The organism is Aurantiacibacter zhengii (assembly GCF_003584125.1).
Classification (GTDB): domain Bacteria; phylum Pseudomonadota; class Alphaproteobacteria; order Sphingomonadales; family Sphingomonadaceae; genus Alteraurantiacibacter; species Alteraurantiacibacter zhengii.
Genome location: NZ_QXFL01000001.1, coordinates 535659 through 552957 on the forward strand (window position 1 = coordinate 535659; position 17299 = coordinate 552957).

A 17299-nucleotide genomic window follows, 5' to 3' on the forward strand; every position below is an offset into this window, starting at 1 on the left:
GCGTGAGCACGTCGTCGCCCCTCACCCGCCGCGCAATCTTTTCGCAGGCCTGGCCGATCATGCTCGGGCAGGCCTCGGTGCCGCTGGTCGGCATTGTCGATACCGCCGTGATCGGCCGGACCGGGGATGCGACAGCGCTGGCGGGCGTGGCGCTGGGCGCGACGATCATCACGCTGGTGTTCTGGACTTTCGGCTTCCTGCGCATGGGCATGACCGGGCTGACCGCCCAGGCGCAGGGATCGGGCGACCGCGCAGAAGTGGAGGCTTTGCTGCTGCGCGCTCTCGCCATCGGTCTCGGTCTCGGCTTCATTCTGCTGGCGGCGAGCTGGCCGATCCGCGAGGCAGCACTGGCGGTGATGAGCGGAACGCCGCCGGTCGATGCCGAGGCTTCCGGCTATATGCAGGGCCGCTTTATCGGCGCGCCTGCCGCCCTCGCCGTCTATGCCATCAATGGCTGGCTGCTGGGCCTTGGCCGCACGCGAGAGGCGCTGGCGCTGCAGATCGCGATGAACCTGGCCAATATCGGGCTCGACGTGTGGTTTGTCTGGGGCATGGGGTTAAGCGCGTTCGGCGTCGGGTTGGGGACCGCCTGCGCGGAGCTTATCGCGCTTGCCCTGGGTCTCCTGATCGTCGCGCGTGTGGCGGGTGCCGGCGTGCTCGCCATCGTTTCCCGCACACCGCGCAGACTGCTGACGGACCGGGCCCGCCTGACGAAGCTGTTCGCTGTCAACCGCGACATCATGATCCGCACTGTCGCCCTGCTCATCCTTTTCACATGGTTTGCCAATTCGGGCGCACGCCTGGGGGCGGCGACGCTGGCGGCGAACCACGTTCTGCTACAGTTCGTCAGCTTCGCCGCCTTCATCCTCGATGCCTTCGCCTTCACGGCGGAAGAGCGCGTGGGTAGCGCCTATGGTCGGGGTGATCGAGATCGGTTCCTGCGTGCGATACGCTTGACCGGCGAATTCTCGCTCCTGAGCGGCGCCGCGCTGGCAGTCTGCTTCCTGCTTTTGGGAGGCCCGCTCATCGATTTTCTCACGACGGATGCGCAGGTACGCGACACCGCGAGAGCATTCCTGCCCTATGCCGCGCTGATACCGCTCATCGGGATGCCCAGCTATATGATGGACGGCGTCTTCATCGGCACGACCCGCGGACGGGCGTTGCGCAATGCCGGTGTCGCCGCCACGGCAATCTATATCGGCATCGACTTGCTGCTGCGTCCCTATGACAACACCGGCGTTTGGATTGCGATGACGGCCAGCTACCTCTTGCGCGCAGGTGGGCTGGCATTGTATTTCCCCGGCCTGCTCAAGGATATCCGCCAGTCAGAGGCCAAGACACCCGTATGATCCGCAATCCGCTGCCCCGCCTCTTCACCCGCGCCCTTACCGCCCTGATGCTGGTGCTGGCGACAATGAGCCTGGCCACACCCGCGCAGGCCGATGTGCAGGTCTCGTTTCATTCCTTCAATGGATCGGTTCTCTGGGGTCGCTACCCGCACACCTTCGTCGTGCTGGAAGGCGAGCTTGCGGACGGGACGAGAGTGAATGCGAACTATGGCTTCTCGGCCCGCTACACATCTCAGGCAATTGCCTCGGGCCCGGCGGAGCACATGATCATGACGGAGACCGAGCGCACCATCGCGGCGACCAATCGGCACTTCACGGTCACGGTAACGGACCAGCAGTACCGCCGCCTGCTGGCCACCGTACTAGCCTGGCGCGACTACCCCGGCGAGTATTACGACCTCGACGAGAACAACTGCATCCACTTTGTCGCTGCGCTGGCCCGCGTGGTGGGTCTGGATGCCGACGTACCCGACGAATACCTCCGCCGACCGAAGGCCTGGCTGAACTATATCGGCAAAAAGAACCCGCAGCTGCGGGCGCGCGAAATTCCCTGATCGCTACTCCCGTTTGCCGTAAGCGGAATGCGCTGCTAACCGCCGCGGCGCAATTTTCTTCAACGGGATTCGTCCATGTCCGAAATCAAACGCGTCGTTCTCGCCTATTCCGGCGGCCTTGATACCAGCGTCATCGCCAAGTGGCTGGAGACGGAGCGCGGCCTGGAAGTCGTGACGTTCACCGCCGATCTGGGCCAGGGCGAGGAAATCGAACCCGCCCGCGCCAAGGCACGCGCCATGGGCATTCCGGACAAACACATCTTCATCGAGGACGTGCGCGAGGAATTCGTCAGTGACTTCGTCTTTCCCATGATGCGCGCCAATGCGCGCTACGAAGGCGACTACCTGCTTGGCACTTCCATCGCCCGACCCCTGATTTCCAAGCGTCTGGTGGAGATCGCTCACGAGACCGGCGCCGATGCGATTGCACACGGCGCTACCGGCAAGGGCAATGACCAGGTGCGCTTCGAACTGTCTGCCTACGCGCTTGACCCGAATATCAAGGTCATCGCCCCCTGGCGCGAGTGGGATCTGACCAGCCGAACGGCATTGATCGCCTGGGCTGAGGCGCACCAGATCGCCGTGCCGAAGGACAAGCGCGGCGAGAGCCCCTTTTCTACCGACGCCAACCTTCTGCACACCTCTTCCGAAGGCAAGGTGCTGGAGGATCCGTGGGAGGAGACGCCCGACTACGTTTACTCTCGCACCGACCATCCGGAAGAGGCGCCCAACACCCCGGAATACATCACGATCGAATTCGAGAAGGGTGACGGCGTTGCGCTGAACGGCGATGCGATGAGCCCTGCCACGCTGCTGGCCGCGCTCAACGACCTTGGCCGCAAGCACGGCATCGGCCGGCTAGACCTCGTCGAGAACCGCTTCGTGGGCATGAAATCACGCGGGATGTACGAAACACCCGGCGGCGAAATCTATGCCCGCGCCCATCGCGGTATAGAGCAGATCACTCTCGATCGCGGAGCCGCCCACCTCAAGGACGAGTTGATGCCGAAGTATGCAGAACTCATCTACAACGGGTTCTGGTTCAGCCCGGAGCGCGAGATGCTGCAGGCCGCCATCGACCTCAGCCAGGAAAAGGTGGCGGGCACCGTCCGGTTGAAGCTCTACAAGGGCAACGCGATGGTCGTGGGCCGCAAGTCGCCCAATTCGCTGTATTCGGAAGCGCACGTCACCTTCGAGGACGATGCCGGCGCCTATGACCAGGCCGATGCCGCAGGCTTTATAAAGTTGAACGCCCTGCGGCTGCGACTGCTTGCTCAGCGGGATCGTTGACCGGAAATCGCGTCCTCCATGCTGCATTCGCGAGAAAACCGGGGATAGTTTCGCCTGTTACGCCGAGCTGTTGACTTATCCACCCTTGTCCACTGGCATTTCGCTCGAAAGTGGATAAGTCGACCATCGCGCCCTTGCCCGACTCGGCCCCTGCGCGCATTCTCAATTTATCGAGAGCGAAGACGGATTAGCTCCCTGGATCGCCTGCCGAATCAGGAAGACGAAAACCGAAGCGAACTCGACGCGATGACAGTGTCATTGCGGAGTAGGAACGGGACAGCGGAGCCTTCGGGCAACACCATCCCGGACTGTTGAGACCGCGAAGACCTATCATCGGATGGCCGGAGTATTGGACCCCGGTGTCAATGGTTCACGGCGCAGCTTGCTGCACAGCGGACCGCTCGAGACACCAGGGTAACAGCCCCGGCTCGGACAGGCAGCCAGACCTGTCGGGAGTGGCCTTGTGCCCCCTGACTGTCCAGGCACCGGTTCGGCACCGGCGCGAGCGCCGGGCGACATATCCTGATGGCCAAACCCTTCGGGGGGAGGAACAGATGGAGACACGCCAGGCGATAAGCGTTTCTTCGGAAACCCACCGCCGGTGAGAGTGGGGTCGGTAGCAATACCGACCCCATTTTCGTTTATCCGGCCAAAATTGTCGAGCCGTTCCCTAAGCGCGATGCAGTTCGTCGCATTTTCGCCCCATTTCACGGTAAGCCGCCCCGCCGAAGCGGCTACCTCCCGCCCAGGGACTCGGTGTTTTAACCGCATTGGGCTATCTCAGCCGCCATGGACGGGACAAATCCCAATCGCGCTATTACGCGCTGGCTGGCGCCTGTTGCTGCCTTGATACTGCTAGGCGGCGGCGGCATCGGCCTTGCGCAGGACGCGCCTGTCGGCACGCAGATGTCTGCCGACCTTGCTCCTGCCGCTAGGCAGGATCAGCCTGCGTTCCAGCCCAGCGAGCAGGCGCAGTTCGAAACCGCCTTTGCGCGCTTCGATACGCCGGCGGAGCCTGCCCTGCCCGATCACGCGGTGGACATTACCACTATCGAGCCTGCCGAGCCGAGCGCCACTCCTATCGGGCCCGGCGTTGCGAGCTACTACGGCCGTCGCTTTCACGGTCGCCCTACGGCGAGCGGGGAAGCGTTCGACATGAACGACCTTACCGCCGCCCACAAGACGCTGCCCTTCGGCAGCCGCGTGCGGGTGACGAACCCGCGCAACGGTGCCTCCGTCGTCGTACGGGTCAATGATCGCGGACCGTTCACGCGGGGGCGGGACATCGACCTGTCGCGCGCTGCGGCGGAGCAGATCGGCATCGTGCGTTCGGGCCATGGCCGGGTCGAGCTCGAGCTGCTCGACAACTAGGCACTACACCTCCAGTTCGCTCACATCGCGGAAGTTGCCGATCGTACCGCGCACGAAGGTGTTGAAGGCGATCGAGTGCCTGTCGACCTTGCCGGGGTTCGGCTCCACGTAATGATGCACCGCGCTGGAGAACAGCACCAGGTCGCCCTGTTTCGGCACCACGGCGTTGCGGGTGGTGTTGTAGATGTTGGTCCTGGCCTGATCGACCGCGAATTCCAGCTGGCGATAGCCGTTGTACCGCTCGAAGATCATATTGCCCGGCGGATCGGGCATCGGCGCGTAGTAGAGCGAGCCTGACACCACCGAGTTCGAATGCGTGTGCCCGTGCATCCCCACGCCGGGCGGATTGCGCAGCGCCCAGCTTTGCGTGACTTCCAGCTTTTGCGAGATCCCCATCACCTCCCGCGCAAAGGTGTCGAGCGCGGCGCGGACAGCTTCGGCCACGCTCGCCATTTCGGGGCGCCGGAACAGGTACAGCTCGTCCGAGATGTGGTTCACCTGGTTCTCGTGCATCTTCAGCGCCTTGATGAATGCCACCTGCTTCGGGCTGATGGCATCGGCGATGTTGGTGACGAAGTACGGCTCCGCGAAGAGCGGCTTGACGGTGAACTCCCGCTGGTTCGCCTGTGCGACGCTGACCATGGACTGCAGACCCCCCGGTGCTGTTGAACTGGTTGCCCACGATACAACAACAACCGTGCCGCCGATGCAAGGCCGCGTTTTCGCTTTTTCGCACAGCACAAGTCATGTTCGACAAGGGACTGCCATCGCCCGACCAGCGACATATACGCCCGACCAACGACATTCGCACGCCCGCGCCGTCACGCCCCGCGCACGTCTGCAGCCGATTCGCTGTCCGCCAGCCACCAATCGTCCTCGCAGCATTCGTAGGCCGCCAGCCGCTGCGGCTCGGCGCGGTGCCATTCCTCGTCCGAGAGGCCGCTCTGCTCCTGCGCATGGCGGGGGAGCGCGGCCTGCATGGACCAGAGGCGCTTTTCCGCCGGCGTGGCGGCCTGCGGTTTTGGCTCCCTCGCGGCGAATGTGGAACACATGGAACACTGTCCTGGTGTGAAAATCCCGCCCGGTCCCCCGGCCTCCTGCGCCTCGCCCTCGCCCAGCGCCTCTATCGCCTCGTCGAAGTCGTCCTCCCCCATCAGCGGCGCCTCGCAATCGTCGCAGGTTTCGCGCTCCTGCGCCCGCTTGTCGAGCCGCGCCAGGTGGGCGAGCAGCAGGCGGTCGGAATAGCGGGTGCGCGTGGCCACCTCCTCCCCATGGTAGAAGACCTTTTCCTCCACCCCGTTGAGCGCACGGTCGGCCAGCACCTGCTCGGCATGGTCGCGCGCCAGCACCAGCGCCGCATCCCAGCACTGCCGGAACGGCCACGAAGCCCGCCGCGCGCGATAGGCCGTCTGCGGAGAGACCTGCACCGCCCGGCACGCGAGCCGCACGTTGCCATGCTCCGCCAGCGCCGAGCAGAACGCCGCCTGCAACTGCGGGGTGAGCAACGGCGCGGGGCCGGGTTTGGAGGCTTGTTGCGGGGATCGCCCACCCCCGGCCCCGATACCTGCCCCTGCGGAAGCAGGGGGCTGCGCGAGGGGAGTTTCGGTTGCGCTCTGATCATCCCCTACCGCTTGCGGGAGGGGAGCGAGACTTCGCCCGCTGGAGGCGGGCTTAGTCGCAGCGGGGTGGGCACCTTCCCCCCGCACCAGCACGGCCAGGTCCTCCGGCGTATGCGGCAGGCCGTGGACCATCACCACGGGCGCAGGGTCGGGCGCTTCGGGTGCCCACCCCCGCCCCGCGGCAGAGCGCATCACGTACCCCCGCGCCGCCTCAGCGGCGTCGGCGGGCGCAGGCGCAGGTTCGTGCGGATCGGTGGGAGAGGGAATAACGCCCGAAAGGCTCTCGGGAATGTGGTCCGGTATGTCCTTGGGAAGGGTAAACCGGTCGACAGGCGTGTGGCGGGACATGGGCAGCTCCGTACTGGGGTCAGGTAAACCGCGAGAGGGAGCCACAGCGCCGCGCCAGTAGGAAAGCGCCTTCATATCCCCGACCGTCACCCCGGCGCACTTAGCAAAAAGCAAGACGCGGCCCATGCGCGAGGCTGGCGCGTTTCCGTTCCACCACTCTTGCGAAAACCGGACGGACCCCCGCCATGTTCACCCAGCTAAACCCGCCGCTGCCCGTATTCATCGTCGACCGCGGCAAGGGCCTCGCCATGGGCGTGATCGACTACGGACCCGAACACCACCTGATCTGGGTGACGGCGCTGGACGAAAACGGCGAAATCTGGTGCGCGCCCAACCCGAAAGTGCGGATGCAGGGGAACTGGACGATGGGGCGGGAGGTGCCGGAGGCTGAGTTTGGTGGACTTGGTGATTGAGGGTTTGCTTGTCTGGCGCACCCAAAGCTGGTCAGAATCTCCGATCATGCAGCTCAGAGATTTGCGAATTTCTCAGATCGCGCGCTCTTAGGATACACCTATTGGTAATCAATTTCCCAACTCAATATCCGGATGCGCAATTCGTCCCTCGTCAAAGAATTTATACAGGCTCTCTATGCGGCGATAGATACTCAGTAGCACCTTCGAAGCTACCACCTTATCGCCCTGCGCCATCTCGACCAAAGACTGGTAAGAAACTCCGTCGAGAAAAGACGATAATTCTTCAGAACGCTTAACCATCCGATCACGAATGGCATCAGTGAGAACCTTTTGTCGGTGTGCACCAAGAAGCTGATTCTGAGACATGGTACTGTACAGCTTATTATAAGCTTTCTTACTTAGTTTTACACTTTCACTGTACTGCTCAAGACTTTGCAAGAATTGATCAAATGCAACTCGCTTTGCCTTAATGGTGACGTACCCCGGAGAGTGATAACTTATCCCCCCCATACGTAGTTCACTATATTCTTGATTGTCGTTAGCTACGTCTGCGTAGAAACTTCTGTAGCTTCCACCGCCACGCCAAGGTTTCTCGAACGCGCTCGAAATTGCGGTCTTTTGGGACGACCCTTGGCTAAGTAGCTTCCATCGACGTATATCGTTTAAGATATAATAGACATCTTCCATTTTTCCGTACAGTTGCGAAAACTCACCGAGTTCCCAATTGCCATCCAGTTGGAAACGCTCTTCACTGTCAGGAACGAAGTTGTCGACTATTTCTATTTTTGAATGAACTCTCGCGAACACTCCCGCATCAGGGATCGTTGCTTTCAAGCTTTCGTTTGATGAAATGATTGGTTCGACCGTGACACTAGGATCATCGGGACTGTATTCGAACCTCCAGTAGCGCCGTGATTTTGGCCTAGAGAGCGCATATCTCAGATCAAATTTTTGATCTTGATACTCGATCAACTGTCGCTGCGAAAAAGAAGCTCCATAGTACGCGTTTTCCGGATCATCAGAGCAGCCCGAGGCAACAGCAAGAACGAATTCGTTCTTGCCTATCTCAACGAGTAGGATTTCGGGAATATCATACCAAAGCAAAATTTGGATAACTTTGCCTGGAAGCGCCTTACGCGTCATTATCGTGCTTTCGATGACTTTCGATGGCGCTCAAAACGTCGAAGTCTGCGTATCGCCAAAAATCGACGTGTTCCCCACGAAGCTTATGCTTACCTGCGGCTGCTGGAATTGAAAGTTCCGTGATCCAAGGATGGCGACGGCGCAAACCTTTGATCGCCAAAGCGGCATCTGGTGTCGTAAAAAGGGAGCACGAAGCCCACTGGCAGTCTGTAACCTTGTATTGAGCAGTCTTGACCCTGCCCAGTTGAGCGTGAGAGTGAAAATCAGTCTCGGAAAGGTCTTCACTCTTTGTAAGCCGGTACACGCGTTCCAGCGGCTCACTGACAGCGTCTTCTGGCGGACACTCCCCCGGTAGTGTTTCAGCATATTTTGAGGTCGACAAATGCCTCTCCCTGTATTCTCTGACGCATCTGCCACAAAAACATTTGGAATCAAGTCCGAGAAGGATGACTGTTATGATGGGGTTTTATCTGTGGCACTAAGGCACCAGTAAGCATTCCGCCCCCGCACTTCTGCAACGTATGTGCTCAGCACCTTGCTTCATTCCGCTCCGACCTACTAACCTCCCAACATCGGCTTCAAATAAGCCCCCGTATAACTCCCCTCCACGCCAGCAACCTCCTCCGGCGTCCCCTGCGCCACAATCTCGCCGCCGCGCACGCCGCCGCCCGGACCCAGGTCCAGCACGTGGTCGGCAGTCTTGATCACGTCGAGGTTGTGTTCGATCACCACCACGGAATTGCCCTGGTCCACCAGCCGGTGGAGCACTTCCAGCAGCTTTCGCACGTCCTCGAAATGCAGGCCGGTGGTCGGCTCGTCCAGGATATACAGCGTCTGGCCGGTGCTGCGGCGCGACAGTTCCTTGGCCAGTTTCACGCGCTGCGCCTCACCACCTGAAAGCGTGGTGGCCTGCTGGCCCACCTTCACGTAACTGAGGCCCACCTCGTTCAGCATGTGCATCTTGTCGCGGATGGGGGGCACGGCCTTGAAGAATTCCTCCGCGTCCTCGATCGTCATGTCCAGCACGTCGGCGATGGAGTGGCCCTTGAACTTCACCTCCAGCGTCTCGCGGTTGTAGCGGTTGCCGCCGCATTCCTCGCACGTCACGTAGACGTCGGGCAGGAAGTGCATCTCGATCTTGATCAGGCCGTCGCCCTGGCACGCCTCGCACCGGCCGCCCTTCACGTTGAAGCTGAAGCGGCCCGGCTTGTACCCGCGCGCCTGCGCTTCGGGCAGGCCTGCGAACCAGTCGCGGATATTGGTGAAGGCGCCGGTGTAGGTGGCGGGGTTGGAGCGCGGGGTGCGGCCGATGGGCGACTGGTCGATTTCGATCACCTTGTCGCAGTATTCCAGCCCCGTCACCCTGTCGTGCGCGCCGGCCACCACGCGGGCGTTGTTCAGCGTGCGCGCGGCAGAGGCGTAGAGCGTGTCGATGGTGAAGCTGGACTTGCCGCTGCCGCTGACGCCGGTGACGCAGGTGAAGGTGCCCAGCGGCAGGCTGGCGGTCACGTTGTTCAGGTTATTCGCCCGCGCGCCATGGACCGTCAGCTTGTGCCCGTTGCCCTTGCGGCGCTTTTGCGGAACCTCGATCTTGCGGCGACCGGTCAGGTAATCGGCGGTGAGCGAGTTCTTGGCCTTCAGCACCTGTTTCAGGGTGCCCTGCGCCACCACCTCGCCGCCGTGCACGCCCGCGCCGGGGCCAAGGTCCACCACGTGGTCCGCCGTGCGGATGGCGTCCTCGTCATGCTCCACCACGATCACGGTGTTGCCGAGGTCGCGCAGGCGCTTGAGGGTTTCGAGCAGCCGGTCGTTGTCGCGCTGGTGGAGGCCGATGCTCGGCTCGTCCAGCACGTAGAGCACGCCCGACAGGCCGGAGCCGATCTGGCTGGCAAGGCGGATGCGCTGGCTTTCCCCGCCCGACAGCGTGCCGCTGGTACGGTCGAGGTTGAGGTAGTCGAGGCCGACGTTGTTGAGGAAGCCCAGCCGCTCGACGATTTCCTTCAGGATGGCCTTGGCGATCTGGTTCTGCGTGTCGGTAAGGTGGCCGGGCAGCGCCTCGAACCACTTGAGCGCGTCCGCCACGGAATAGCGGGTGGGCTGGCTGATGTCGGTGACGCCGTCGGGTCCGGGGATCTTCACTGCCCGCGCCTTCTCGTTCAGGCGCGCGCCGCCGCAGGTCTCGCACGGTTGCGCGGTCTGGAACTTGCTCAGCTCCTCCTGCATCCATGCGCTTTCGGTCTGCGCCATGCGGCGGTTGAGGTTGCCCATCACCCCCTCGAACGCCTTCTGCACGGTGTATTCCTTGCGCCCGTCCTTGAAAGTGAGCGGCACGCGCTTACCCTTGGTGCCGTAGAGAATGACGTCGCGGTTCTCGGGCGAGAGTTCGCTCCACGGCGTCGTCAGGTCGAAGCCGTATTCCTTGGCCAGCGATCCGAGCACCTGCATGTAATAGGGCGACGGCGGATTGCTCTTGGCCCAGGGCACCACGGCGCCCTTCTTCAGGCTGAGTTCCTCGTTCGGCACCACCAGTTGCGGGTCGAACAGCTGCTTTTCGCCGATGCCGTCGCACGTCGGGCAGGCGCCTTGCGGGGCGTTGAAGGAGAACAGCCGCGGCTCGATCTCCTCGATGGTGAAGCCGCTGACGGGGCAGGCGAATTTCTCGCTGAACACGATGCGGTTGGCAGGGATGCCTGCGCCTTTCAGGTTGCCGCCGCTGTCGGCCTCATCCTCGCGCCCCGGCACAACGCCATCGGCCAAGTCGACATAGGCCAGCCCCTCGGCCAGTTTCAGCGCCTGTTCGAAGCTGTCAGCAAGGCGCGTTTCCAGCCCCTCCTTCACCGCGAGGCGATCCACCACCACTTCGATATCGTGCTTGAACTTCTTGTCGAGCGCAGGCGCGTCCTCGATTGCGTACATCTCGCCATCGATGCGCACGCGGGTGAAACCCGCCTTCTGCCATTCGGCCAGTTCGCGGCGGTATTCGCCCTTCCTGCCGCGCACCACGGGGGCAAGCAGGTAGAGGCGCGTGCCTTCGGGCAAGGCCATCACGCGGTCGACCATGTTGGACACCGTCTGCGCCTCGATCGGCAGGCCGGTGGCAGGCGAATAGGGCACGCCCACCCTCGCCCACAGCAGGCGCATGTAATCGTAGATTTCCGTCACGGTCGCCACGGTGGAGCGCGGGTTGCGGCTGGTCGTCTTCTGCTCGATGGAAATCGCGGGCGACAGCCCGTCGATATGCTCCACATCGGGCTTCTGCATCATCTCCAGGAACTGGCGTGCGTAGGCCGACAGGCTCTCCACGTAGCGGCGCTGCCCCTCGGCATAGATGGTGTCGAACGCGAGCGACGACTTGCCGGAGCCGGAAAGGCCGGTGATGACGATCAGACTGTCACGCGGGAGATCGATGTCGATCCCCTTGAGATTATGTTCGCGCGCGCCTTTGACGGAGATTTTTGTGAGAGCCATAGGCCGTCCAAGTGGGGAGTGGGGGGACAGGAGTCCAGTGGGACCAAGGGCCACGAAGCCACGCGGTCGTGTGCGATCACCATGTTCTTTAAATGTTCTCGTTCGTCAAGGTCATTTTCGCACCATTTCCAGTCATGACGGCCATATTTTTCGCTCAACGACATTTTCCCGGAGACGTACGGTTTTCCGCCCTTTTTTCGCAATAAGGCACTCTTCTAAATGGCTTTTCCGTAAAGAAGTCCCTTCGGGATTAACCAATTTTTAACCTTTCGAGCGAAGCTTTTGAGGTGGGAACGCAGATCTTGGGCGGGAATCCAGGAGATGCGAAATGAGGAAGAACAAAAACTATATCGGCCGTACGGCCTTGGTCAGTTCAATCGCCATTGCCGCTTGCCAGGCACCCTTGCTCTCGGCGCCTGTCCAGGCCCAAGCATTGCAACCCGCTGTCGACGTCTGCACGGGGATCTCGCTTAATCCATCTGCTGTCACCGATATCGTCGATGCAGCAAACGACCCGCTGGTAGGCGGACTCTCCACTCTTACCGACAACATTCTGGAAATCGACGCCGTGGTTGGTGCCCTGCCGCTGGTAGGCGCTATCTTCGGGCCGGGCGATACACTGGACATTACCGATCTCGATCTCGAAATCGACGATATCCTGGGTGATATTGCCGCAGGCGAACAGATCAGCCTCACCGTGCTCGATACGAATGGCAATCTCATCGCCCCGTCGGACCAGTGCAACCTTACCGCCGACGCCATCACCCTGAACGAAGAAGGCGGGATCGCCATTGGCGGCAACCAGATCACCGGCCTGGGCGAGAATGGGATGATAGCGAGTGCCGGCGAAATCGACGCAATCGCCTTTGGCAATGGAGCCACTACGGCTGCTGGCGCAACCGGAGCAATCGCGATTGGCGAAGGCGCAAGTGTCATGGCATCCGGTGTGAATTCCGTCGCCCTGGGTGCGGGCTCCGTCGCCGACCGCGGTCCGCTTGCCAACTATACCGCTCCCGGCCTTACGGGCACGTTCTATTCCGTGGGATCGGTGTCGGTCGGTTCTGCCGGTGCCCTGCGCCAGATCACCAATGTCGCACCCGGTACCGAGGCCACGGATGCGGCCACGGTGGGACAGGTTCAGGCCGCGCTTGACGCAGTTGCGGCGCTGGACTCCTCGCTTGGAAACGTCGTAGAATATGACGATGCGACGCAGGCAGCCATCACCCTCGGTGGCACTGATGGCACGACGATCGCCAACCTCGCGGACGGCGAAGTCTCTGCCACTTCGGATGAGGCGGTAAACGGTTCACAGCTTTTCGCCACCAACCAGTCTGTCGCCGTAAACGCCGGCGACATCAACGACCTGCAGACCGATGTGTCCGACTTGCAGGCCGATGTGGCGGCGAATACTGGCGACATCGCGGACATTCAGGCCGATGTAGCTGTCAACACCACCGACATCGACGACCTGCAGATGGATGTATCCGACCTGCAGGCCGATGTTGCGGCGAACACCGGCGACATCGCGGACATCCAGGCCGATGTGGCTGTGAATAGCGCCGACATTGCCGATCTTCAGGACACCGCGGTTCAATATGACGATGCGAGCCAGGCCAGCGTGACGCTGGGCGGCGCCGATGGTACGACCGTCACCAATGTTGCTGATGGCGCGTTGAATGCAGGGTCCAGCGACGCGGTGAACGGCTCCCAGATGTTTGCGACCAACCAGCAGGTGGATATCAACACGGCCGCAATCCAGGCCAACACCGATGCCATTGCCGCGATCAACACAAGCGGTGATGCGCTTGGCGTGACCTACGACGATGCGACACGCACCTCGGTCACGCTGGACGGTGCTGGCGGAACGACCATCGCCAATGTTACCGATGGTGAAGTGAGCGCAACGTCAGACGAGGCCGTGAACGGCAGCCAGCTGTTCGCGACGAACCAGCAGGTGGACGCCAACAGCGATGCCATCGACGATCTGGACGGACGTGTGACGGTGAATGAAGGTGACATCGCGAACCTCGAAACGGCGGTTTCCGACAACTCCACCGATATCGCCAATCTCGATGGCCGGGTTACCATCGTCGAGGAAGATCTGAGCGATATCGATGCGCGGGTCACCGTCAACGAGGGCAATATTGCCAACCTCGATACGGCGGTTACCACCAATACGACCAACATCGCCAACATCGATGATCGGGTAACCGTGGTTGAAGGAGACCTGGCCGATGTGGATGCACGGGTCACCAACAACACCACCAATATCGCAAGTATCGACGAGCGGGTTACCGTCAACGAAGGCAGCATCACCAACATCCAGACACGGCTGGATAATGTGCCGGTGACCTACGTTGCCAACGCCGATCCCTCAGTACCCAGCGATGTGCCCACCAATACGGTGGCATTCGTGGGAGCGACTGCCGATCCGGTGCGCGTCACCAATGTCGCCGCTGGCAATGTTGCAGCAGGTTCGACCGATGCCGTGAACGGATCGCAGCTTGCTGCAACCAATGCGGCCGTGGCGGATAATCGCACAGACATCGACCAGAACACGGCCGATATCGAGACCATCAACAACAACCTGTCCGGCAGCACGGTGGTGGCAGTGCAATACTCCGACCCCGACAATCCGACGGTCAGCAACGGCGGCACGATCACCAACGACGTGACGCTGGTGGGTGCAAATGGCGGTCAGCCCGTGGCCCTGCACAACCTTGCCGCAGGAACGGCTGCAACCGACGCAGTCAACCTGGGACAGTTGCAGGCGGGAATGGCCGATGTGCTGGCCGACTCGATAAGCTACACCGACCAGCAGTTCGGCCTGCTGTCGGCGCAGATCAGCGACGTCGCCTTCGACCTGGAGGAATTCCGTGAAGAAGCCTTTGCGGGAACCGCCGGTGCGATGGCCGTGGCAGGCATTCCGCAGACGATGGAGCCCGGACGTTCCATGTTCGGTGGTGCCATCGGTCACTATCGCGGCGAGACCGCATTCGCCATCGGAGCCTCGACCACTTTCAACGAAGGCCGGGGTGTCCTGAAAGCGGGTGCCACGGTGGACACCCACGGCGAGGGTGGCTTCAGCGCGGGTGCCGGCATCAGCTTCTAGCGCTTGCCCGGTCGAAGTCCCGGTTGCGTTACCGCGCCGACCTAATTGATGGAGCCGCGACAGCTACTCTGCTGTCGTGGCTTCGTCATTCCTGTGGCAGCGCGCCTGTCGAAGGTATCTGTACGGCTTCCGCAATGCTGGACGAACCCGCCCGCGATAACCATGTGCCATGTATGTCGTCGCGCCGCCTTTTCGTTGCCCTTCGTCCGCCCGAACACGTGGCCGAGGCCTTGCTCGACACGATGGAAGGCCTGCCCGGTGCGAGGTGGCAGGATGCCGACAATCTGCACGTCACCTTGCGCTTTGTGGGAGAGGTCGATCGCCACATGGCATCCGACCTTACCGCCGCACTGGAAAGCGTGCTGTTTGTCCCCTTCCCCCTGCACATAACCGGCGTCGGCCATTTCGAGGGAAAAGGTCGTGCCCGTTCGATCTGGGCACGCGTGGCGCCCAGCGCGGAACTGGACCTGCTGCAGATGCGCGTGGAAATGGCCTGCCGCCGCGCCGGGCTGGCGCCCGAGACCCGCAGGTTCACCCCGCACATCACGCTCGCCCGGCTGAACAGCGGCAGCGCGCCCATTGGCGATTGGCTTCATGCGAATGGCGCGCTAAGCCTCGGTCCATGGCAAGTCGATGGCTTTTCGCTGTTTGAAAGTGACCTGACACCCAACGGTGCGCTCTATTCGGAAATTACGAAGTTTCAGTGAGTTGCGCCATACATTTCGAAAGTTTCGCGGACGGTCATGTTGGCGAAACGCGGTCTTTAGCAACTTGCGAAGCGTGGGCCTGATCGGATGAACCGTGGACCGAAAGCGCCGCCGGTCCGTTGATTGGGTGAAACGATACACGGCAACCGCCGCCCGCTTTACTTTTACGACCTGCGCCGGTTGCCACAGGCACAACAGGATTCGCATGTCGAACACCGCACCGAGCGAGAACCCCATTAACGCACAGGCCATTGCCGCGCATGCCCCGCGGCAAAACCCGCGCGATGGTTCAACCCATCCACCCAGACCCGCACGAAGCAAAAGTGTTGCCACCCCCTCGCCGTCCAGTAAATCGGACGCGAGCAAGGAATTGCAGCCCGCACTTAGCTGGATGCGCGGCCAGATGGTGCGCGAATTTGTCAAGCGGATGCGCCGCAAGTATCGCGCCGCAAAAGGTGATGACCTGCGCGGCCGGATGCGCAAGCGCAAGACGGCGCTGGCAATGTCCGCCGCCGTGATGGGCTTCAGTACAGGCGCTGTCGATATTTCGCACTTCGATCCGCAGTACCAGATCAGCTTCGAGGATATCGATCCGACCCAGACCCGCGTTCACGCCCTACAGCTGAAAGTGAGCGACACGCTGAAGGAAGCATTGGCGGAAGAAGAGGGCGTTCGCCTCACCGTCTACCGTGACGTTGCAGGCTATCCTACCGTCGGCGTCGGCCACCTGGTACGACCGAGCGACGGCTTGAGGGTCGGCGACCGCATTACATACGATCAGGCGCTGCACTTCCTTGAAGCCGACCTGCGCAAGGCTGAAAGCGGCGTAAAGCGTCTCGTCGGCGACTTGCCGTTGTACCAGCATGAGTTTGATGCCCTGGTTGACCTCGTCTACAACGTCGGCGAAGGCAACGTGTCGGAAAGGCGCAGCCCCGGCCTCAACGCCGCGATTCAGACCGCCAATTATGACGGAATGGCGGACGAATTGAATTACACCACAGCCGGTGGCCAGGTCGCCCGGGGGCTCGAAATTCGGTCCGAACGTCGCCAGTCGATTTTCATGAACGCCGCCTATGAAGATCCGCGCGCTATCGAGGTAGATACCCGTGGCCGTGCGAGCATCTGATCACAGGCTTGAACCAACACTTTCGAACGGCCATTTGCCAGCCATGACGCACCGTCAGTCCAACAGAATTGCAAGACCCGCCCCGGCCCGTATCGTTGCCGCGCTGGCGGGTCTTGTGCTGCCTGCGTCCGCCCTGCTGGCAGCGTGTTCGGCACAGGAAGGGCCACCCGTCGACGCATCCGGCGAAATCGGTGGTAACTTCGATATCCCCGCAGAGGCGGGCACGGCCGTCGTCCGCGCAGGGGAGGACCGCGATTGCCTGGTCGTCGTATGGGAACAGCAGGCCGCGCCGGACCGTGAATTCGACCGCGCGAACGACCTTGCCGAGGGCGGGCTGATATCCTGCGCGACCGGCACCAGCGCCAGCCAGTACGAAGCGACCCTTTCGGCCCTGCGCGATGCCGCCGCGCGTGACAGCCGCGAGGAATTGCTGGGCGCACTGGACGTACCGCTGCTGTACATCGATGCCGAGGGCAACCGCCGCGACCTGCGCGAAACCGATTTCGCCAGCCGCGACTTTGCCGAGGTGTTCTCGCCCGAAATGCTTGCGCTGATGCGCGGGCTCGACCTTGGTGACATGACCGTAGTGCCCGACCAGGGCGGCTTCTTCCAGCTCGGCGCGCTCTGGCTCCGTCCCGGGGAACCGGGCGGCAGGCCGCGCATCGTGACAATCAATCGGCAGGCGCTGTCGGAAGCGGCTAGAGCTTCCATTGAACAGGCGGAAACCTCGTCCTGACGAGTGCGTTCAGGCTCTTGGCAGGTTCAATCTGTAGGACTATGCGCCAAGTTTCACTCG

At 61.9% G+C, this 17299-nt stretch carries 13 protein-coding genes; 9 read left to right on the forward strand and 4 right to left on the reverse strand.

What is annotated here, in order from left to right; all coding sequences use genetic code 11:
- The first annotated feature begins 2 nt into the window (after positions 1-2).
- The 4 genes from D2V07_RS02660 (at position 3) to D2V07_RS02675 (ending at position 4567) form a co-directional block, all read left to right on the forward strand.
- Entirely contained in the window at positions 3-1352 is a 1350-nt protein-coding gene (locus D2V07_RS02660; RefSeq protein ID WP_233548208.1) for an MATE family efflux transporter, read from the forward strand.
- Positions 1349-1906 (forward strand): hypothetical protein, encoded by a 558-nt coding sequence (locus D2V07_RS02665; RefSeq protein ID WP_233548209.1) that lies wholly within the window; start codon positions 1349-1351, stop codon positions 1904-1906. Before D2V07_RS02660 ends, D2V07_RS02665 begins: the two co-directional genes overlap by 4 nt.
- 75 nt (positions 1907-1981) lie before the next feature.
- Positions 1982-3196, forward strand: a complete 1215-nt coding sequence (locus D2V07_RS02670) for an argininosuccinate synthase (protein WP_119584439.1) — start codon at positions 1982-1984, stop codon at positions 3194-3196.
- A gap of 846 nt (positions 3197-4042) precedes the next feature.
- Positions 4043-4567, forward strand: coding sequence for a septal ring lytic transglycosylase RlpA family protein (locus tag D2V07_RS02675; RefSeq protein ID WP_233548210.1), 525 nt, complete (start codon positions 4043-4045; stop codon positions 4565-4567).
- 3 nt (positions 4568-4570) lie between these two features.
- Here D2V07_RS02675 and D2V07_RS02680 read toward each other — a convergent pair whose 3' ends face one another.
- Positions 4571-5209: a putative 2OG-Fe(II) oxygenase gene (locus D2V07_RS02680; protein ID WP_119584441.1), complete on the reverse strand. Its 639-nt coding sequence runs from the start codon at positions 5207-5209 to the stop codon at positions 4571-4573.
- Positions 5210-5388: 179 nt separating this feature from the next.
- Entirely contained in the window at positions 5389-6534 is a 1146-nt protein-coding gene (locus D2V07_RS18360; RefSeq protein WP_147366885.1) for a hypothetical protein, read from the reverse strand.
- Positions 6535-6719: 185 nt separating this feature from the next.
- Here D2V07_RS18360 and D2V07_RS02690 point away from each other — a divergent pair, with 185 nt between their 5' ends.
- Complete coding sequence (locus D2V07_RS02690) at positions 6720-6947, forward strand: hypothetical protein (protein ID WP_119584443.1); 228 nt, start codon at positions 6720-6722, stop codon at positions 6945-6947.
- Positions 6948-7055: 108 nt separating this feature from the next.
- Here the strand turns inward: D2V07_RS02690 and D2V07_RS02695 are convergent, their stop codons facing one another.
- Together D2V07_RS02695 and uvrA are read right to left on the reverse strand one after the other, a co-directional pair.
- Entirely contained in the window at positions 7056-8090 is a 1035-nt protein-coding gene (locus tag D2V07_RS02695; protein ID WP_119584444.1) for a hypothetical protein, read from the reverse strand.
- Positions 8091-8648: 558 nt separating this feature from the next.
- Positions 8649-11558, reverse strand: coding sequence for an excinuclease ABC subunit UvrA (gene uvrA / locus D2V07_RS02700; protein ID WP_119584445.1), 2910 nt, complete (start codon positions 11556-11558; stop codon positions 8649-8651).
- Between the two features lie 328 nt (positions 11559-11886).
- Here uvrA and D2V07_RS02705 point away from each other — a divergent pair, with 328 nt between their 5' ends.
- From D2V07_RS02705 to D2V07_RS02720, 4 genes are all read left to right on the forward strand, one after another.
- A complete protein-coding gene (locus D2V07_RS02705; protein WP_119584446.1) occupies positions 11887-14670 on the forward strand; it encodes a YadA family autotransporter adhesin in 2784 nt (927 codons plus the stop codon).
- Positions 14671-14843: 173 nt separating this feature from the next.
- Complete coding sequence (thpR, locus tag D2V07_RS02710) at positions 14844-15377, forward strand: RNA 2',3'-cyclic phosphodiesterase (RefSeq protein WP_119584881.1); 534 nt, start codon at positions 14844-14846, stop codon at positions 15375-15377.
- 205 nt (positions 15378-15582) lie between these two features.
- Positions 15583-16503, forward strand: coding sequence for a lysozyme (locus tag D2V07_RS02715; RefSeq protein ID WP_233548211.1), 921 nt, complete (start codon positions 15583-15585; stop codon positions 16501-16503).
- 43 nt (positions 16504-16546) lie between these two features.
- Positions 16547-17239 (forward strand): hypothetical protein, encoded by a 693-nt coding sequence (locus tag D2V07_RS02720; RefSeq protein WP_233548212.1) that lies wholly within the window; start codon positions 16547-16549, stop codon positions 17237-17239.
- Positions 17240-17299: the final 60 nt, after the last annotated feature.